Annotated in this window: 18 protein-coding genes and 1 pseudogene; 9 read left to right on the top strand and 10 right to left on the bottom strand. The window is 66.7% G+C overall.

Annotation, left to right across the window (positions count from 1 at the left end):
- Positions 1–41: 41 nt before the first annotated feature.
- From IPM80_20765 to IPM80_20750, 4 genes are read right to left on the bottom strand one after another with little or no spacing between them, the layout of a single operon-like run.
- Entirely contained in the window at positions 42–1,040 is a 999-nt protein-coding gene (locus IPM80_20765; GenBank protein MBK8960778.1) for a VWA domain-containing protein, read from the bottom strand.
- Entirely contained in the window at positions 1,027–1,551 is a 525-nt protein-coding gene (locus tag IPM80_20760) for a DUF4381 domain-containing protein (protein MBK8960777.1), read from the bottom strand. The genes IPM80_20765 and IPM80_20760 overlap by 14 nt, the downstream gene beginning before the upstream one ends.
- 3 nt (positions 1,552–1,554) lie before the next feature.
- On the bottom strand, positions 1,555–2,511 hold the full coding sequence (locus IPM80_20755) for a DUF58 domain-containing protein (protein ID MBK8960776.1): 957 nt from the start codon (positions 2,509–2,511) through the stop codon (positions 1,555–1,557).
- A gap of 22 nt (positions 2,512–2,533) precedes the next feature.
- Entirely contained in the window at positions 2,534–3,649 is a 1,116-nt protein-coding gene (locus tag IPM80_20750) for a MoxR family ATPase (GenBank protein MBK8960775.1), read from the bottom strand.
- Between the two features lie 137 nt (positions 3,650–3,786).
- Between IPM80_20750 and gspG the strand changes: the two genes are divergently transcribed.
- From gspG to IPM80_20710, 8 genes are read left to right on the top strand one after another with little or no spacing between them, the layout of a single operon-like run.
- Complete coding sequence (gene gspG / locus IPM80_20745) at positions 3,787–4,233, top strand: type II secretion system major pseudopilin GspG (GenBank protein ID MBK8960774.1); 447 nt, start codon at positions 3,787–3,789, stop codon at positions 4,231–4,233.
- 44 nt (positions 4,234–4,277) lie between these two features.
- On the top strand, positions 4,278–4,718 hold the full coding sequence (locus tag IPM80_20740) for a GspH/FimT family pseudopilin (GenBank protein ID MBK8960773.1): 441 nt from the start codon (positions 4,278–4,280) through the stop codon (positions 4,716–4,718).
- Positions 4,715–5,155: a type II secretion system minor pseudopilin GspI gene (gene gspI, locus IPM80_20735; GenBank protein ID MBK8960772.1), complete on the top strand. Its 441-nt coding sequence runs from the start codon at positions 4,715–4,717 to the stop codon at positions 5,153–5,155. The genes IPM80_20740 and gspI overlap by 4 nt, the downstream gene beginning before the upstream one ends.
- On the top strand, positions 5,152–5,751 hold the full coding sequence (gene gspJ, locus IPM80_20730) for a type II secretion system minor pseudopilin GspJ (protein MBK8960771.1): 600 nt from the start codon (positions 5,152–5,154) through the stop codon (positions 5,749–5,751). The genes gspI and gspJ overlap by 4 nt, the downstream gene beginning before the upstream one ends.
- A 32-nt stretch (positions 5,752–5,783) precedes the next feature.
- Complete coding sequence (locus IPM80_20725; GenBank protein ID MBK8960770.1) at positions 5,784–6,284, top strand: general secretion pathway protein GspK; 501 nt, start codon at positions 5,784–5,786, stop codon at positions 6,282–6,284.
- A gap of 17 nt (positions 6,285–6,301) precedes the next feature.
- Complete coding sequence (gene gspK / locus IPM80_20720; protein MBK8960769.1) at positions 6,302–7,009, top strand: type II secretion system minor pseudopilin GspK; 708 nt, start codon at positions 6,302–6,304, stop codon at positions 7,007–7,009.
- Entirely contained in the window at positions 7,002–8,192 is a 1,191-nt protein-coding gene (locus IPM80_20715) for a hypothetical protein (GenBank protein MBK8960768.1), read from the top strand. Before gspK ends, IPM80_20715 begins: the two co-directional genes overlap by 8 nt.
- Positions 8,192–8,680, top strand: a complete 489-nt coding sequence (locus tag IPM80_20710) for a type II secretion system protein M (protein ID MBK8960767.1) — start codon at positions 8,192–8,194, stop codon at positions 8,678–8,680. Before IPM80_20715 ends, IPM80_20710 begins: the two co-directional genes overlap by 1 nt.
- A gap of 549 nt (positions 8,681–9,229) precedes the next feature.
- Here IPM80_20710 and gspF read toward each other — a convergent pair.
- The 6 genes from gspF to IPM80_20680 all read right to left on the bottom strand — a co-directional run bounded on the left by gspF (position 9,230) and on the right by IPM80_20680 (position 15,763).
- Positions 9,230–10,447, bottom strand: a complete 1,218-nt coding sequence (gspF, locus tag IPM80_20705; GenBank protein MBK8960766.1) for a type II secretion system inner membrane protein GspF — start codon at positions 10,445–10,447, stop codon at positions 9,230–9,232.
- A 13-nt stretch (positions 10,448–10,460) separates the two neighbouring features.
- A complete protein-coding gene (gene gspE, locus IPM80_20700; protein MBK8960765.1) occupies positions 10,461–11,930 on the bottom strand; it encodes a type II secretion system ATPase GspE in 1,470 nt (489 codons plus the stop codon).
- Positions 11,927–13,927, bottom strand: coding sequence for a type II secretion system secretin GspD (gspD, locus tag IPM80_20695; protein MBK8960764.1), 2,001 nt, complete (start codon positions 13,925–13,927; stop codon positions 11,927–11,929). The genes gspE and gspD overlap by 4 nt, the downstream gene beginning before the upstream one ends.
- A 118-nt stretch (positions 13,928–14,045) precedes the next feature.
- Positions 14,046–14,786, bottom strand: coding sequence for a hypothetical protein (locus IPM80_20690; GenBank protein ID MBK8960763.1), 741 nt, complete (start codon positions 14,784–14,786; stop codon positions 14,046–14,048).
- A 568-nt stretch (positions 14,787–15,354) separates the two neighbouring features.
- Positions 15,355–15,567 carry a type II toxin-antitoxin system HicB family antitoxin gene (locus IPM80_20685; protein MBK8960762.1) on the bottom strand — a complete coding sequence of 71 codons (213 nt, stop codon included), beginning with the start codon at positions 15,565–15,567 and terminating at the stop codon, positions 15,355–15,357.
- A 10-nt stretch (positions 15,568–15,577) separates the two neighbouring features.
- Positions 15,578–15,763: a type II toxin-antitoxin system HicA family toxin gene (locus IPM80_20680; protein ID MBK8960761.1), complete on the bottom strand. Its 186-nt coding sequence runs from the start codon at positions 15,761–15,763 to the stop codon at positions 15,578–15,580.
- Between the two features lie 377 nt (positions 15,764–16,140).
- Here IPM80_20680 and IPM80_20675 point away from each other — a divergent pair.
- Positions 16,141–17,324, top strand: a pseudogene (locus IPM80_20675) (IS256 family transposase).
- Positions 17,325–17,370 lie beyond the last annotated feature (46 nt).

Raw genomic sequence — 17,370 nt, 5'->3', positions numbered from 1 at the left:
CACCAGGAACCATGCCGGTCGCAGGAAATGGAAGTCGGCCATCATGCGAGCTCCGCCGCGCTTTGACGCGGCACCCACGCCAGGAGGCCCAGGTAGATGGCGAGCGCGGCGCCGAGCGGCCAGTAGAACAGGGCGGAGGTCGGGCGGAAATGCGAGCCGCCGTGTTCGACCGGCTCGAGCTTGTCGATTTCGGCGTAGATCTTCTCGAACGCCTGGGCGTCGCGCGCACGGAAATAGCGGCCGCCGGTTTTCTTGGCGATGGCGCGCAAGCTGTCTTCGTCCAGATCGTTCGAGGGGTTGACGCGTATCGTGCCGAAGAAGCCGCGCTGCAGCGCTTCGTCGGCGCCGATGCCGATGGTGTGCACGGTCAGGCCCGCTTCAGCGGCGAGTTCCGCCGCGCGCAGCGGATCGACATCCCCCGCGGTGTTGCGGCCATCGGTCATGAGGATCATGACCTTGTGCGGCGTGTTCTGTTCGCGCAGGCGTTTGACGCCGAGGCCCAGCGCATCGCCGATGGCGGTCTGGCGCCCGGCGATGCCGATCACCGCTTCGTCCAGCAACTGCTGCACGGTCTGGCGATCGAAGGTGAGCGGCACCTGCAGGTAGGCCTGCTGCCCGAACAAGATGAGGCCCAGGCGATCGCCGACCCGCCGCGTGATGAATTCGCGTGCCACCGCCTTGCACGCGGTGAGCCTGTCGACGGGTTGGTTGTTCAGCACGAAATCGCTCTCGTGCATGCTTTCCGACAGGTCGACCGCGAGCATGAGATCGCGGCCGTTGATGGGCAGTTCGACCGCATCGCCCAGCCATACCGGGCGCGCGGCGCCGGTCACGAGCAAGGCCCACGCCAGCGCCGCCAGCAACACGTTGGCGCGTCGCGCCTGGGCGCTGCCGCCGCCCGCCATCAGCACTTCGAAGTCATGCAGGGTCGGCACGCGCAGCGCCGCGCCCTGCGCCGGCGTGGCCGGCGGCAGGTAGCGTCGCAGCAGCCACGGCAGCGGCAGCAGCACGAATAGCCACGGCCACTCAAACTGCAGCATGGCGGGCCGTCGTCAATCGTTGGCGCGGCACGCGCAGTTGCGCGAGCCAGGTGCGCAGACCGAGCGTCGCCGCGCGGTAATGCGCCGGCTCGATGGCGGCGGCCGCGCTCGGCGAGTAGGGCGCGGCGCCCGTCAGCGCGATGACCTCGGCCGGCAGAGGCATCTTGCCGAGGCGCGTCAGCAGCGCCTGCATGTCGGCGCCATGGCTGTGGGCGGCCTCGGCGTCGCCGGCCAGCAAGGCCACGCGTCGCAGCAGGCGCGACACCGCCTGCGCGCAGGCATGGCCGTCGCCATCGCGGGCGTAGGCGGCCTCGATGAGGGTCAACTCGGCCAGCGCCGCGCGGCGCAGGCGACGCATGGGCGCGCCGCGCCACCACCACAGCGCGGCCGCCGTCAACATCACCAGCAGCGCAAGACACAGCCACCAGCCGGGCGCCAGCGGCCACCACGACACCGGCTCCGGCAGATGGATGTCGCGCAACGGCAGCTCGGGCGTTTTCGCGGTGGGCATCGCTCAGCCGCCGAACAGCTTGACCAGCGCCGCGATGGGATCGGCGGTGGTATCCATGCTGGTGAACAGCATGCGCCGCTCGCGACACACCTGTCGTACCGCGGCGATGCGCGCGCCGAACTGTGCGGCGTAGGAATCGCGTTGCGCGCGGCCGATGCCGGCCAGACGCAGGCTGCGTTCACCGTCGGCGATGCTGGCGCTTTCGTTGAATTCGGGAAAGCTCGCTTCGAGCGGGTCGTGGATGGCGATGAGTCCGACGTCGACGTGCAGGCCGAGCTGCACCAGCGCGGCCTTGGCCTCGGCATCGAAGCCGCGAAAATCACTCACCATCAACCCCAGCGTGCCGGGCTTGGCGACGCGCGCCACGCGCTTCAAGGAATCGGCCAGCGGCCGCGCCGGGCCGGCGGGCGCGCGGCTCGCGGCGCGTTGCAGCGCGCCCTGCGCGACGAGCAGCTTCAGGCACTGCATGGTGGCGGTGCGACCGCGGCGCGGCGGCAGCTCGTGATGTTCCTGATCGGCGAACACCAGCGCGCCGACCCGATCGCCATTCTGCTGTGCGTGCCAGGCGAGCAGGCTGGCGGCGCGCGCAGCCTGCACCGCCTTGAACACGCCGCGCGTGGCGAAGAACATCGCGCGCCGGTAGTCCACCGAGATCAGCACCGGCCGCTCGCGCTCCTCGCGGAACATCTTGGTGTGCGGCTTGCCGGTGCGCGCCGTCACGCGCCAGTCGAGCTGGCGGATGTCGTCGCCCGGCAGGTAAGGACGCGATTCGTCGTATTCCATGCCGCGACCGCGCAGGCGCGACAGGAAGGGGCCACTGGCACGGGCCCGGATGACGCGCGTCCACGGCGGCAGCGAGCCGGCCGCGCCGGCCAGCGCCAGCAGCTCACGCATCTGCGGCTCGACCCGCTCGAGGCCGGTGGCGGGCGCGCTCGCGACTTGGGTGGGCAGGGCGCTCATGGCGCGTCAGGCTGGGCCGTGCTCAGGGCACGGCGATGCGCTTCAGGAGTTCATCGACGAAGCGATCCGGCGTCACGCCGTCGGCGGCGGCTTCGTAGTTCAGGATCACGCGATGACGCAGCGCGTCCTTGGCGATGTCCTGCACGTCGGCCGGCGACACGAAATCCTGGCCGCGCAGCCAGGCGTGGGCGCGCGCCGCGCGATCGATGGCGATGGTCGCGCGCGGGCTGCCGCCATAGGCCAGCCAACCGGCGAGATCGCTGCCGTAGGCGCCGGGCGCGCGGCTCGCGAACACGATCTCCATCAGGTAGTTCTCGACGTCGTCGCTCATGTACACGCCCAGCACTTCGCGCCGCGCGGCGAAGATCTGCGCCTGGTCCACCACCGGTTCGCCGTGCGCGGTATGCGGTGCGTTGCTCGCCGCCTCGCGCCGCGACAAGTGCAGGATGCGCTTCTCGTCCTCGTGTTTCGGATAGTCGATGTTGATGTGCAGCAGGAAGCGGTCGAGCTGCGCCTCGGGCAGGGGATAGGTGCCTTCGTGCTCGAGCGGGTTCTGGGTGGCCATCACCATGAACAACTCGGGCAGCGGATAGGACACGCGGCCGATGGTGATCTGGCGTTCACCCATCGCTTCGAGCAAGGCCGACTGGACCTTGGCGGGCGCGCGGTTGACCTCGTCGGCCAGCACCAGGTTGTGGAACAACGGGCCTTGCTGGAAGGTGAAGGAGCCGTCCTGCGGACGGTAGATCTCGGTGCCGGTGAGATCCGCCGGCAGCAGGTCGGGCGTGAACTGGATGCGATGGAACTCGCCCTCGATGCCTTCGCTCAGGACCTTGATGGCGCGGGTCTTGGCCAGGCCCGGCGCGCCTTCCACCAGCAGGTGTCCATCGGCGAGCAGCGCCACCAGCATGCGTTCGACCAGGTGGTCCTGGCCGAGGATGCGCTGATTGACGTAGTCACGCAGTCGCAGAATCGATTCGCGCGTTGAGGTTGCGGTGTCCACGTTGCCTTCTTTCCGGACCGACGCCCGTGTCGGATTTGGCCTGGATTCTAATGGTTTGCATGACTCGGGTGAAAGCGTCGAGTTCCGCCCCGCGAGGGCTGCGCGCGGACTGTCGCCGAATGTGTCATTTGCCATTTACGCGCGGCGCGCGCGTGAAGATCATGGCCACGCAGCAGCGTTGGTCTTTCGCCAATCCTGTCATGACGCGGTCTGGGCACATGGTTACACTTAGCCACAAGCACATTGTTCAAAGGAAGCGGCCCTTGGTCACCATGCAATACGCGCGCAGTCGAACCCACGCACAAAGCGGTTTCACGCTCATCGAAGTGATGGTGGTGGTGGTGATCCTCGGCATCCTCGCCGCCATCGTCGTGCCGCGCGTGATGAGCCGCCCCGACGAAGCGCGGGTGGTGCGCGCCCAGCAGGACTTGCGCGCGGTATCGGCGGCGCTGGACTTGTACAAGCTCGACAACCTCACCTATCCCACCACCGAGCAAGGCCTGGATGCCTTGGTGCACAAGCCCACCGGTCTGCCGGCCGGCGCCCATTACAAGGACGATGGTTACATCGAATCGGTGCCCAAGGATCCGTGGGGCGGCGACTACCAGTATCTCTATCCCGGCCAGCACAACACTTTCGACCTCTACTCCAATGGCGCCGATGGCATTCCCGGTGGTGAGGGCTTCAATGCCGACATCGGTAACTGGACCGTCAAATAGCACGCGCGCGCCGGCCGCCTTTCACCCTGCTGGAGGTGATGGTGGTGGTGGCCATCATCAGCGTGATGCTGGTGGTGGTGCGCATCAGCCTGCCGGACCGCGCCGCCGATGCCTTGAAGCTCGAGGCGCAGCGTTTCGTGTTGACGCTCAACGACTGTCGCGACAGCGCGGTGCTGTCGGGCACTCCCGCCGGCATTCGCATCGTCGCCGGCCGCTATGCGCTCGAGCGTTACCAGCGCGGCTGGCGCGCGGTGGCGCGCGGCGGCAACGACGCGCCGCGCGTGCTGGCCGACGAAGTGGAACTCACGGTGCCGCCGCCGCGCGGCGGCAAGGTCGCGCCGGGGCCGGCGGTGGTGTGCCTGCCTAGCGGCGAAACGCGCATGGCGAACATCATGCTGAGCCACCGCCGCGAACGCGGCTATTACCGCTTCCATGACAACGTGGACGGCGAGTTCATCGCCACCTGGATGGCGCCCGCCACATGAACACCCGCAGCGCGCGCGGCTTCACGCTGATAGAAGTGCTGGTGGCGCTGGCGCTGGTGGCAGTGGTGCTCGGCGGTACGCTCGGCGTGGTGCGCGAATCGATCGCCAACCAGGGGCATCTCGAGCGACGGCTGCTGGCGGAATGGGAGGCCAGCAACGTGCTCGATCAATACCTGCTCGAACACGAACAACTCAACGTCGATGAGCGCAAGGGGCGCGAGGCGCTCTACGGCCGCAATTTCGAATACACCCTGACGGTACGCAAGTTGGACCCGCCGCGCGCGCGCGGCATGAACAGCGAAGACACCACGGGCGGCGCCACGCCGCCCACCGAATATGCCATCGTGGTGGAAGTGCGCGACGGCGGGCGCCGCGCTGCGCCGGTGGCGCGCATCGAACGCCAACGCACGGCCGCGGCCGCGGCGGTCAACCCGTGACGATGCGCGCGGCCAGGGGCTTCACGCTGCTCGAGTTGCTGGTCGCCATCAGCATCTTCGCGGTGCTGAGCACCTTGAGCTACGGCAGCGTGCGCCACCTGTTGTCTTTCAATGACGGCCTCGAGCACGCCACGCGTCGTTACGAAGCGCTGCGCTTCGCCATCGCCATCATGGAACAGGACTTCGCGGCCCTGGCGCCGCGCAGCGTGCGTGATGCGCTGGGCGCGCCCGAGCCGGCGCTGCGCGCGGGCTTGAAAGGCGAACTGTTGACCTTCACGCGGCGCATGCCCGACCTCGGCCCGTTCGACGTCGGGCCGGCTTTGCGACGTGTGCGTTACCGCGTGCAGGATGGCGACTTGTATCGCGACGTGTGGGACGTGCTCGATCGCACGCCCGACAGCGGCTTTCACAGTCAGCGCCTGCTGCGCGACGTGAAGTCGCTCAAGCTGCGCTTTTTCGAAAGCGGCGCGTGGGTGGAATTCTGGCCGCGCGACGACAACGCCGTGAGCCAGGCCGAACTGCCGCGCGGCGTCGAGTTCACCGTCGAAATGCGCGATGCCCGCCGCCTGCGGCGCGTGCTGGCGCGGCCGGGTTGAGCATGCCGCGGTCGAGAGCACGGCAAGAGGGCATGGCGATCCTCGGCGCGCTGGTCGTGATCGTGATCGTGGTGTCGCTCGCCAGCAGTGTCGCCATGCGCGGCTCGCACAGCATCGCCGCCACCGCCAGGACCTTCGAGGCGCGCAACGCCGACGGCGTGTTCGAGGCGCTGGAACGCGATGCACGCCGCGTGCTGGCGCTGGACGGGCGCAAGGAGCCTTACGACGCCAGCAACGAGGCCTGGGCCAACACGGTGTTGAAGACCGCGCGCGACGACGGCCGCGGCGAGGCGTCGCTGCGCGATGCGCAGGGCCTGTTCAACCTGCGTGACATCGCCTTCGATGCGGACGTCATCGCCCAGTCCGGCAACCAGCAGCCCGCCGATGAGCCGAGCCCGGATGCTGAAGCCGAGGCCGCGGCCGCGAGTGAAGAGGCGGCGCTGGGCGGCGGCGTCGGTGGCGCCCTCGCGCCGCGTCGGCCGCTGACGGCCGGCGCCGCGCCGATGGTGGTGCCGAGCGCCGGGTCGGCGTGAAAGGCGGCAACAGCCCCGTGCAACGTGAAAGCGACGCCATGGGCATGGTGGCATTGGCGGCGGTGCCGGGCGTGGCCTCGGCCGGCGCGGTCGGCGCCGGCCCGTCACCGAGCGGCGAAGGCCTGCAATTGAGCCCCCAGCAGATCGCCGTGGCGCGCTTCTCGCTGCTGCTGCGCACTCTCGATATTGATGAATCGGTGTTGCCGGCCATCCTCGACTGGCTGGACACCGACAGCGACGAACGCTTTCCCAACGGTGCCGAAGACGACTACTACAGCCGCATGAAGCCGCCGTACCGCAGCGCCAACCGCGGCCTCACCGACGTCAGTGAACTCAAGCTCATTCGCGGCATCGACGACGAGGTGTACGCCAAGCTGCGACCGTTCGTCACGGTGCTGCCGAGCGCAACGGCCATCAACGTCAACACCGCGCCGGCCGAGATCCTCATGAGCCTGTCGCCGGCCATGGACCGCGCCACCGCCAACCTGGTCATCGAGACGCGCAAGGTGCGGCCGTTTCGCAGCATCGCCGAGTTCCGCGCGCTGCCCATGCTGCTGGGCCGTTCGCTGGTGTCGCAGGGCCTGACCGTCGGCAGCGAGTACTTCAAGCTCGACATGGCCGTCACCAGCGGCCAGACCGTCCTGGCGGCGCGTGCGCTGCTTGCGCGGCGCGATGGTGATAACGTCACGCTGGTGAGCCGCGACAAAGGATTCTTCGATGAGTGACACGCTACTGGCCACGCTGCGCGCGACCGAGCCGGCCACGCTGCGTTGGCGGGGCGACGACGGCGCGACGCGCGAGGGCGGCTACGCGGACTTCGCCGCCGCGCTCGGCGGGCGTGATTGCGTGCTGTTGCTCGATGCGACGCTGGTCAGCCTGCTGCGCGTGGAGTTGCCGGTCAGCGACCTGCGCACGGCGCGCCAGGCCGCGCCCTATGCCATCGAAGAACAGTTGGCCGAGCCGCTGGACAGCCTGCATTTCGCCTTGGCCGCCGAGGGCCAAGGCCGTTACGTGCTGGCCACGCTCGCCAAAAGCGTGCGCGATGCGCTGCGCGAGGCGTTGGTAAGCCACGGTCTCGAGCCGCGCCTGGTGATTGCCGAGCAATGCGCCTTGCCCTGTGCGCCGCATACCTGGACGGTGGTCGTCGACGGCGACGAAGTGTTGCTGCGCATCGAGCGCGGCGTCGCCTTCAAGACCACGCTGTCCGATCTCGGCTCGCTCATTCCGCTGCTGCGCCAACAGTTTCCCGACACCGCGCGGGTGGTGGTGCATGCCAGCACGCCGCCTGAGGATTTCCCGCGCGTTGCCCTGCAGGGCCTCGACGTGCAATGGCAGGCCGCGCTCAGCGATGGCCAACGCCTGGCGTGGCTGGAACACGAGGCCGCGCTGGCCGTGCTGGACGCGAGCACCGACACCGCGCTCGCCGCCAAGGCGCGGCGCCTGTGGCGCATGGCGGCGGTGGTGGCGGCCGTGGCGCTGGTCGCCTGGCCGGCCATGCTGGCGTGGCGACACGCGGTGCTCGAACGCAGCGAACAATCCGTCAGTGCGCGCAACGACGCCTTGTTCCGCGCCACGTTTCCCGACATCCAGCGCATCGTCAATCCGCGAGTGCAGGCCGACCAGGCGCTCGCCGCCCTGCGTGCCGGCGCGACCACCACGCCGCGACTGCTGGACGTGCTGGCGCGGGTCGATGCGCTGCGTGCCGCGAGTTTCCCGCCCGACACCCGTGTCACGCAGGCCGCGTTTTCCAGCGGCGCGCTGGAACTCGGCGTGGAAGTGGCGGGCATGGACGCGGTCGAAAGCCTGCGCAGCGCGCTCAACGATGCCGGCTTGAATGCCGACACCCTGAGCGCCGAGGCGAGCGATGGCAAAGTGGTGGCGCGTCTGCGCGTACAGGTGGGTTCGTGATGCGCGCCTGGTTCGACAGCCGCAACGATTCGGAGAAGCGCCTGCTGGTGCTCGGCGCCTTGGTGGTGATGGGTGCGCTGTACTTCCTGCTCATCATCGATCCCATGAGCCAGGCCAACGCGCGCCTCGCCACGCGCCTCGGCGCGGCGCGTGAACTCGAAGCGCATCTCGTCGAGGTGGCGAACGAGATGAAGTCTCTCGGCGGCGGCGCCAAGCAACGCGCCACGCTGCCGCCCGGCGCATCCCTGCTGAACGTGGTCACCACCAGCGCCCACGCCGCCGGCGTGCAGGAACACACCAAGAAAATGGCGCCGGCCGGCGCCAATGCTCTGTCGCTCTATCTCGACGACATGCCCTTCCCCAAGCTCGCCGCGTGGCTGGTGAACCTCGATGAAAAGCAGGGCATAGAAGTGGAACGGGCCACCATCGAAGCCCTGCCCGTGGCCGGCCTGGTGCGCGCTGATTTGACCTTGAAAGCGCGGATGTAGGTGCGAATTCATTCGCACATTCACGCCGCCGTGAAGCCGATTCCAATGTGCGAATAAATTCGCACCTACAGGGGTGCGACAAGACGAATTGAACGACGGCCCTACCGTAGATGCGAATTCTTCGAATCGCACATCATGCCGCCGTGAAGCCGATTCCCCGAATGTGCGAATAAACCTTTCTGAACCTACCAGGGTGCGACAAGACGAATTGAAACTGAAGGCCCTACCGTAGGTGCGAATTCATTCGCACTGATATGTGCCGCTGGCGCGACCCGACGAATTGACCGGCGATCCTGCTAGTAGGCTGCCGAATTCATTCACACATTCATGCCGCCGTGAAGCCGATTCCAATGTGCGAATAAATTCGCACCTACAGGGGGGGCGACAAGACGAATTGAACGACGGCCCTACCGTAGGTGCGAATTCATTCGCACATTCAAGCCGCTGGCGCGACGGGACGAATTGACCGACGATCCTGCTGTAGGTGCGAGTTCATTCGCACATTCACGCCGCCGTGAAGCCGATTCCAATGTGCGAATAAACTCGCGCCTACACCAGGCGATTCATATCGAAGATCGGCAGCAGGATGGCGAGCACGATCACCAGCACCACGGCGCCCATCAGCAGGATCAACAGCGGCTCGGCGAGACCCATCAGCACTGCTATCTTCAATTGCATGCTGCGTTCATGGGCGTCGGCGGCGGAGTCGAGCATCTTGGGCAGTTCGCCGGAATTCTCGCCATTGGCGACGAGGTGGGCGAGCAACGGCGGGAAGCCGCTGACGCGGGCAAGGCCCTGGCTCAGGGCCGCGCCTTCGCGTACGCGCTCTATCGCCGCTTCGAGTTCGATGAGGGTGCTGCTGTTGCCTACCGATTTCGCGGCGATATGCAGTGCTTCGAGCATCGACAGGCCGCTGCCGAGCAGGATGGCAAGCGTGCGTGCGAAGCGCCCGGCATCGGCTTCGCGGATGAGGGTGCCGAGCAGGGCAAGGCGCAACATCAGGCGATGCAGGGCGAGGCGCGGCGCCGGCCGCGCGAAGAACGCGCGCACCACGAAGCCTGAAGCAATGAGCGCCGCGAACATCAGCACGCCCCATTGGCGCATGAAACCGCTGACCGCGATGAGCCCGCGCGTCAGGGCCGGCAGTTCACGGTTCATCTGGCTGAAGACCTTCACCACCTCGGGCACCACGTAACCGAGCAGGCCGCTGACCACCGCGATGGCCACCACCGTCAGCACGGTGGGGTAGATCATCGCGACCTTCAACCGCTGCGCGACGCGTTGCCGCTCTTCCATGAAGTCGGCGAGCCGCGCCAGCACCGTCGGCAGGTGGCGGGTCTGCGCGCCGGCGGCGATGGTGGCGCGATATACCGGCGGAAAGATCTTGGGGAACTGGTCGAGACCGGCGGCGAGGCCATGGCCTTCCAGCACGCGCGCCCGCACGTCGAGCGCCACGCGCTTGAAGTCGCTGCTTTCCGATTGCTTGGACAAGGCCGTCAAGGCGTCGTCGAGCGGCAGGCCGGAATTCAACAGCGTGCCGAGCAGGCGTGTGAACAGCACCACCTGGTCGCCGCCCAGGCGCGCGCTGCGCCGAAATCCATGCGCGCCGCTGCCGGCGCCGGCCGAGCGGCGACTGCTCTCGACGCTGAGCGGCACCAGGCCTTGATCGCGCAAACGCTGGCGCGCCTGCTGCTCGGTGTCGGCTTCCGTCACGCCGCGTTGGCGCGCGCCGCTCGCGGTCAGGGCCAGGTAGTCGTAGGCGGGCATGCGGGGGCGGCACTCAGCTCGCGGTGGTAACGCGGATCAATTCCTCGGCGGTGGTCTCGCCGGCCAGCACCTTGTCGCGACCATTGTCGAACAGGCTGGGCGAATGGCGCCGCACATAGGCTTCGATGGTCTGCTCGCCGGCGTTGTCGTGGATGAGGCGCCGCACTTCCTTGTCGATGGACACGAATTCGTAGATGGCGGTGCGGCCGCGAAAGCCGATTTGCATGCACTTCGCGCAGCCGGCGGCCTCGTACACGGTGTTCTGCGCGAGCGCTTGTTCGCTCATGGCGAGACGCGCGGCCAGCGCCGCATCGGGCAACAGGGGCTGACGGCAATGGAAGCACAGCCTGCGCACCAGGCGCTGGGCCAGCACGCCCACCAGGCTCGACGCCAGCAGGAAAGGCTCGGTGCCCATGTCATGCAGACGCGTCAGCGCGCCGACCGCCGAATTGGTATGCAGGGTCGACAGCACCAGGTGGCCGGTCAAGCTCGCCTGGATGGCAATCTGCGCGGTCTCGATGTCGCGGATTTCACCGACCATCACCACGTCCGGGTCTTGCCGCAGGATGGCGCGCAGGCCGCGCGCGAAAGTCATATCGACCTTGGTGTTGACCTGGGTCTGGGCGATACCGTCGATGTAATACTCAATCGGATCTTCGACCGTCATGATGTTGCGGCTGCGGTCGTTGATGCGCGCCAGCGCCGCGTACAGCGTGGTGGTCTTGCCCGAGCCGGTGGGCCCCGTGACGAGAAAGATGCCGTGGGGCAGGTGGATGATCTGATCGATGCTGGCGGTGGTCGGCTCATCCATGCCGATCTGTTCGAGCTGCAGGCGCCCGGCCTGCTTGTCGAGCAGGCGCAGCACCACGCGCTCGCCGCTGCCGGAAGGAATGGTCGACACGCGCACGTCCACCGGCCGGTTGGCGATGCGGAGGCTTATGCGGCCGTCCTGCGGCACGCGTTTCTCGGCGATGTCGAGCTTGGCCATGATCTTGATGCGCGACACCAGCAGCGGGCCGATGGCGGCCGGCGGCTCCATGATCTGGCGCAGCACGCCGTCCACGCGCAGGCGTATCGACAGGCGCGATTCGAACGGTTCGATGTGGATGTCCGAGGCGTTCTCGCGGATGGCCTCGCTGATCACGCCGTTGATGAGGCGGATGATCGGCGCATCGTCGGCGCTTTCGAGCAAGTCGGTCGGCTCGCGCAGTTCATCGGCGAGATCGGCCAGGTTGAATTCCTCGCCGAGATCCGCCATCGACTGGCCGTTGCCCTGCGCGCTGCCTTCGTAGGCGCGCTGCAGTTCGGTTTCGAACTGGTCGTCGGACAGCGGCACCAGCGGCAGCGCGCCGCCCGCCACGCGCTGGGTCTCGGCCAGCGCCGCCAGGGGCGCGCTGACGCGGTACACCATCACGCGCTCCGCGCCGCCCGCGTCACGCACGAACACGCCGTGGCGACGCGCGAAGGCGAACGGCACGTTCATTCCAACAGGCCGTCGGCCGCCGGCAGGCGAGGCGCCTCTTCACGCAGCAGGCTGCCCTTGCGGCGCGGCTCCTCGGCTTCCTGGCGCCGGCGCAGCTCCTCGTAGCGGCTGGTGGCGGTGGCGAGATTGCCCTCGCGATCGTTGATGATGGTCGGGCGCAGGAACACCATGAGGTTGGTCTTGCTGTGATCGTTGCGCGCGTTCTTGAACAGGTGACCCAGCACCGGGATGTCGCCGACCCACGGCACTTTCTGATCGTTCTCCGTGAGGTTGTTCTGGATGAGCCCGCCCAGCACCACGATGTCGCTGTCATCGACCAGCACGGTGGTCTTGATCGAGCGCTTGTTGGTGATGAGGTCGGCGCCGCGCGTCGAGGAATCGACGCTCGACACTTCCTGTTCCAGTTCCAGCGTGACCGTGCCGCCTTCGTTGATCTGCGGTTTGACCTTGAGCAGGATGCCGACGTCCTTGCGTTCGATGGTCTGGAAGGGGTTGTCGGGCGTGATCGAGCTGTTGTTGAACGAGCCGGTGACGAAGGGCACGTTCTGGCCGACCACGATCTCGGCCTCGGCGTTGTCCAGGGTCATGAGGCTCGGCGTCGACAGCACGTTGGTGTAGCGGTCGCCGCTGAAGGCATTCAGAAGCGCGCGGATGTCACCGCCACGCAGGTAGCCGAGCGCGAGGCCGTCGGCAAAGCCGAACACGCCCTTGCTGACCGCGCCGGTGATATTGGGCGACACGCTGCCGCCGCTGAAGGTGCTGCCGGTGACGATGCCGTTGTTGGTCTGGCTGGTCTTCCATTGAATGCCGAGTTCGGCCTCGCTGGTGGTACTGAGCTCGGCGATGATGCCTTCCACCAGCACCTGGTTGCGGCGCACGTCGAGGCGCGCGATCACTTCACGCAGCATCTTCAACTGGCGCGTTGGCGCCTGGATGATGAGGGTGTTGGTGGCTTCGTCGGCCTGGATGTTCGACGAGCCGGGCGTCTGCTGGGCGCCGGGCGCGACCGTCGCCATGCCTTCGCCGCGCGGCGCGCCGCTGGCGCCGCCGCTGTTGCCTTGGGGCGGCATGCTCTCGCCGGTCAACACGCCCTGCAGCACCGGCATCAGGTCGGCGGCGGTGGCGAAGCGTAAGGGGATGACTTCCACGCCGTCGGGGCCGCGATCGGGTACGTCCAGCGCGTTGATGAGCCGCCGGTAGCGTTCGATTTCATTCGGCGCGGCCTGCATGAGCACGGTGTTGGTACGACCGTAGGCAATGAACTGCGGGCCACTGACGCCGGGCGACTGCTGCTTGCCCGGGTCACCGGACAGGGAATTCATGACCCGCACCACTTCCTCGGCGTCGGCGTGCTTGAGTTCGATGAGCTGGATGGACTTGTCCGAGGCGGTGTCGAGCTGCGCGACGATGCGCATCATGCGCCGCACGTTGACGCCGGAGTCGGCCACCACCAGCACGTTGCTGGCGGCGAAGCCGGCGAGGTGCGCTTCCTGCGGCAGCAGCGGGCGCAACACCGCCACCAGTTCCGGCGCGCTCACGTGCCGCACCGGCACGACCGCCGTCACCAGCGCATCGTTGTCGCGCGCCACGTAGGAGGCGGCGGTGTCCTGGCCTTCCTGCTTGGCGGTTGCGTCCGGCACGATCTTCACCATGTCGCCGCTCGGAATGGCGGCGAAGCCATGCACCTTCAAGATAGAAAGGAACACGTCGTAGAGCGCCTTGGCGTCGGTCGGCGCGGATGAAATCACCGTGACATTGCCTTTCACGCGCGGGTCGACCACGAAGTTCTGGCCGGTGTTCTCGCCGATGGCGGTGATGAAGGCGCGAATGTCGGTGTCGCGCATGTTGATGGTGAACTGGCCCTTGTCGTCCTTGATGACGCCGGTGGGCTCGGGCTCGGCCAGCGCGAGCAGCGGCACACACAGCAGCAGCGCGAGCAGCGCGCTGCGGCAATCGAGGCGCAGGCCTTGCGCGAGGCGTGGGATCATTCGGATCACGATGTTGGGATTCTCCCTCGAGGGACGGCTGAGGCCGTCGCGATGGTAGCAGAAAGCCCTTGCAGCGCCGTGGCAAGGCGCTGCCGGCTGCCCGGCGCTTGCGACGTGGCGCGTGGCATCATTCCATCGGCTCGGCGGCGGTGTCGCCGCTGTCGTCCGGCACCACTTGTTCCTCGGGCACGGGCTCGCTGGTTTCGAAGTCCTCCGGCGGTGCTTCGTATTGCGGCTCCATCGGCTCTTCGACATAAGGCTCGGGCGCGCTGCCCGGCATCGGCGGCGCACTCATCTGCGAGAACGACGCCGCGCCGTTGGCCATGGGCGCTTCGGGCAGACGCAGGGCTTTCAGTTCGCCCTGCTGTTCCACCACCACGCGTCGTTGCTCGATGTAGCGGATGATGACGCCGCCGAACTCGTCGCCCACTTTACGCACTTCGGCATTGGGCCCGTCGCCGGCGATGATGGCGCGGCGTCGCGCCGGGTCGCGCTTGAAGATGATGCCCTGCAGGCGCAGCGCCACCGTCGCATCGGGCAGGCTGTCGGGCGCCTTGTCGCCGAGCACGGGGGCGGTGGGCGAGGGCGCCTTGGCGGTGCTTGCTGCCGCCGCCTGCGCGGGGTCGTATCGACCGAACAGATCGCTGGCCGCCAAGGGGGTCAGCGAGACAGCCGGCGAAGTCGCGGGCAAGGGCGCATCGTCGCCCTGGCCCACTCCATGCGCGGCACGCGGCGCGAGACTCACCGCGCTGTCGCGCAACGCGCGTCCCTGCACCCACAGCGTCGTCACCAGCAGCGCACAGGCAAGCGCCAGGACGGTGGCCGGCAACATCAGGGGTGCAGGGGGCAGCTTGGCAGCGAGATTCATTGCGCGAGTTTGGTTCTTGTCAGTTGTGTGCGGCGTATTTAAACAGTTTGTTTCGTCACAGTTGATGGCAATTCTCACGGAAAGCAGTGATTGGATTCAAACAATGGATGATGAAGGGCTGTGGGGCCGAATTCATTCGGACATGCATGGGCCACGATCCTTGTGGGTCCGAATTCATTCGGACACTCCCTAGGCCAGGCACCAAGGACCATGCTCGAAGCCACCGCCTCAATGTCCGGTTGAAACCGGACCCACAAAATCTCCCTGGGAATCCCACTGGCCCCTTCCTTGTGGGTCCGAATTCATTCGGACATTCAAAGGCCCTGTATCGAACCTACGACTTTCCGATGTCCGGTTGAAACCGGACCCACACCGAGAAGACATTCTCCCGAATGCGCCGCTCTGAGGCACAGAGGTCAGGAAACTCCGGTGAGGCGAAATGAGCGTGCTCGCGCGCAAGGAGCGACGTGGAGAGCGGGGAGTCAGACCACGCTGGCGAGGTGGCCTCGAATTGCGTAGCGCGGAGGTGCGCGTTCTATTGGCTGTTAACGCGGAACGCGCCTTGGCACTACGCCACCAATTCAATGTATTCGACTTTGCTCGTGGGTTCAGGCACTGCGAGGCCATCTTCTCGCAGCCCCTCGATATGAAAGGCGATGGCCTCGCGGATCTCGGATTCGACTTCTTGCACGGTGAAGCCTGTTGCTACGCAACCCGGGAGATCAGGCACATAGGCCGAATAGTTGCCCTCGGCTTTCTCGATTACCACGGCGTATTTCATCTAGACCTTCCTACCTGAGACCGGCCTGTTTGAGGATACTGTTTTGCGTGCCGGGAGCCAAATCATCGCCCGGCTTGCCAGGAACTGTTACCCGCCCAGCCTTGGACGCATGCTTTAACTGGCGATGGCTGCCTTTCTGCGCGACCTGGAACCAGCCATCCTGCTGCAGGAGTTTAAGGATCTCGGCGACTTTCATTCTTTCAGCATACACGGACCGAAGTCACGACTATCACGCGTGTTCATGCCGCGACACCGAACTCCCCGACACCTTCCTCGTGGGTCCGAATTCATTCGGACATTCATGGGCCAGGCACCAAGGCCACCATGCCTCGAAGCCACCGCCTCAATGTCCGGTTGAAACCGGACCCACAAAATCTCCATCCCCGCGAACTCCACTGGCCCCTTCCTTGTGGGTCGGGTTGCGTCCCGCCGAGTGGTGTAAGAACTGAAAGGTGGCCGCACCGGTTGGCCCAGCCCGCCCGCCCAGGGTGGGCTGGGCCAGGTTCGGCGGCCATCGTGGGTCTGGAGTTAAGGTTGAGTTACAAGCTAAACCATGACCTGGAGAACACCACGATGACCAAGACAAGCATTACACTGACCGAGCTGGTCGAGAAGGGGCCGACCAAGATTTCCTTCGCGACCCGGTCTCCCCGTCGTCGAGCGCCTGATGGCGATGGACGTCGACAACCTGTGCGGGGCGGCCTACGGCGGCGCAGTGGCGATCGGCAGAACAGCCGCAACGGCTACCGCGAGCGTCTGTGGGAGACGCGCGGCTGGCGGCATTCCGCTCAAGATCGAAGCTGCGCGGCGGCGGCTACTTCCCGCCGTTCCTGGGCCGCCGCACGTGAGAAGGCTTTGGCGGCGGTCATCCAGGAAGCCTACGTACAAGGCGTCTCGACCCGTTCAGTGGACGAGTTGGTCAAGGCGATGGGCATGAGCAGGATCTCCAAGAGCCGGGTGTCGCGGCTGTGCGCCGGGGATCGACGAGCGGGTCAGGGCGCGTTCCTCGACCGGCCGTTGAAGCAACTGGCCGTACCTGTGGATCGACGCCACCTACGTCAAAGCGCGGGAGGCCGGTCGCATCGTGTCAGGCGGTAATAATCGCCGTGGCGGTCAGTTCGACGGCATGCGCGAGGTGCTCGGCATGGCGGTCGGGCCGAGCGAGGCCGAGCCGTTCTGGACGGACTTCCTGCGCAGCCCCTCACGCGGCGCGGGATTACGCGGCGTGAAGCTCGTGATCTCCGATGCCCATCAAGGAGCTTGAAGGCAGCGGCGTCGAAGGTGCTGAGTGCGACCGGCGGCGCTGCAAAGGCGCTGCTTCCTGCGCAACGCGCTCGCCCACGCCGGCAAGGGCCAACGGCAGATGGTGTGCTCCGCCATCAGCACCGCCGTTTACCCAGGAGACCACGAGGCGGCGGTCGCGCAATGGCGCATCGTCGCTGACCAGCTACGCGTCAAGTTCCCCAAGCTCAGCGCGTTGATGGACCAGAGGCGAGACCGAGGTGCTGAGCTATCTCGCCTTCCCCAAGGCTCATCGAACTCAGATCCACTCGACCATTCCGCTCGAACGTCTCAACGCCGAGGTCAAACGACGCACCGGCGTGGTGGGCATCTTCCCCAACGACGCGGCGGTGACCAGGCTCGTCGGCGCGATACTTCTGGAGCAGAACGACGAGTGGGCGCTACAGCGACGCTACATGCAACTTGAGACTTGCACGGTCCTGATCGACAATCCGCTGCACGGCTCTCCGTCGTGATCAACTGACGCAGGTAAGCACCTGCCCAGGCCCAGGCTCTTACACC

Source organism: Pseudomonadota bacterium (genome assembly GCA_016719885.1).
In the GTDB taxonomy this organism is placed as follows: Bacteria; Pseudomonadota; Gammaproteobacteria.
This window is presented reverse-complemented; position numbering and strand designations above follow the sequence as displayed.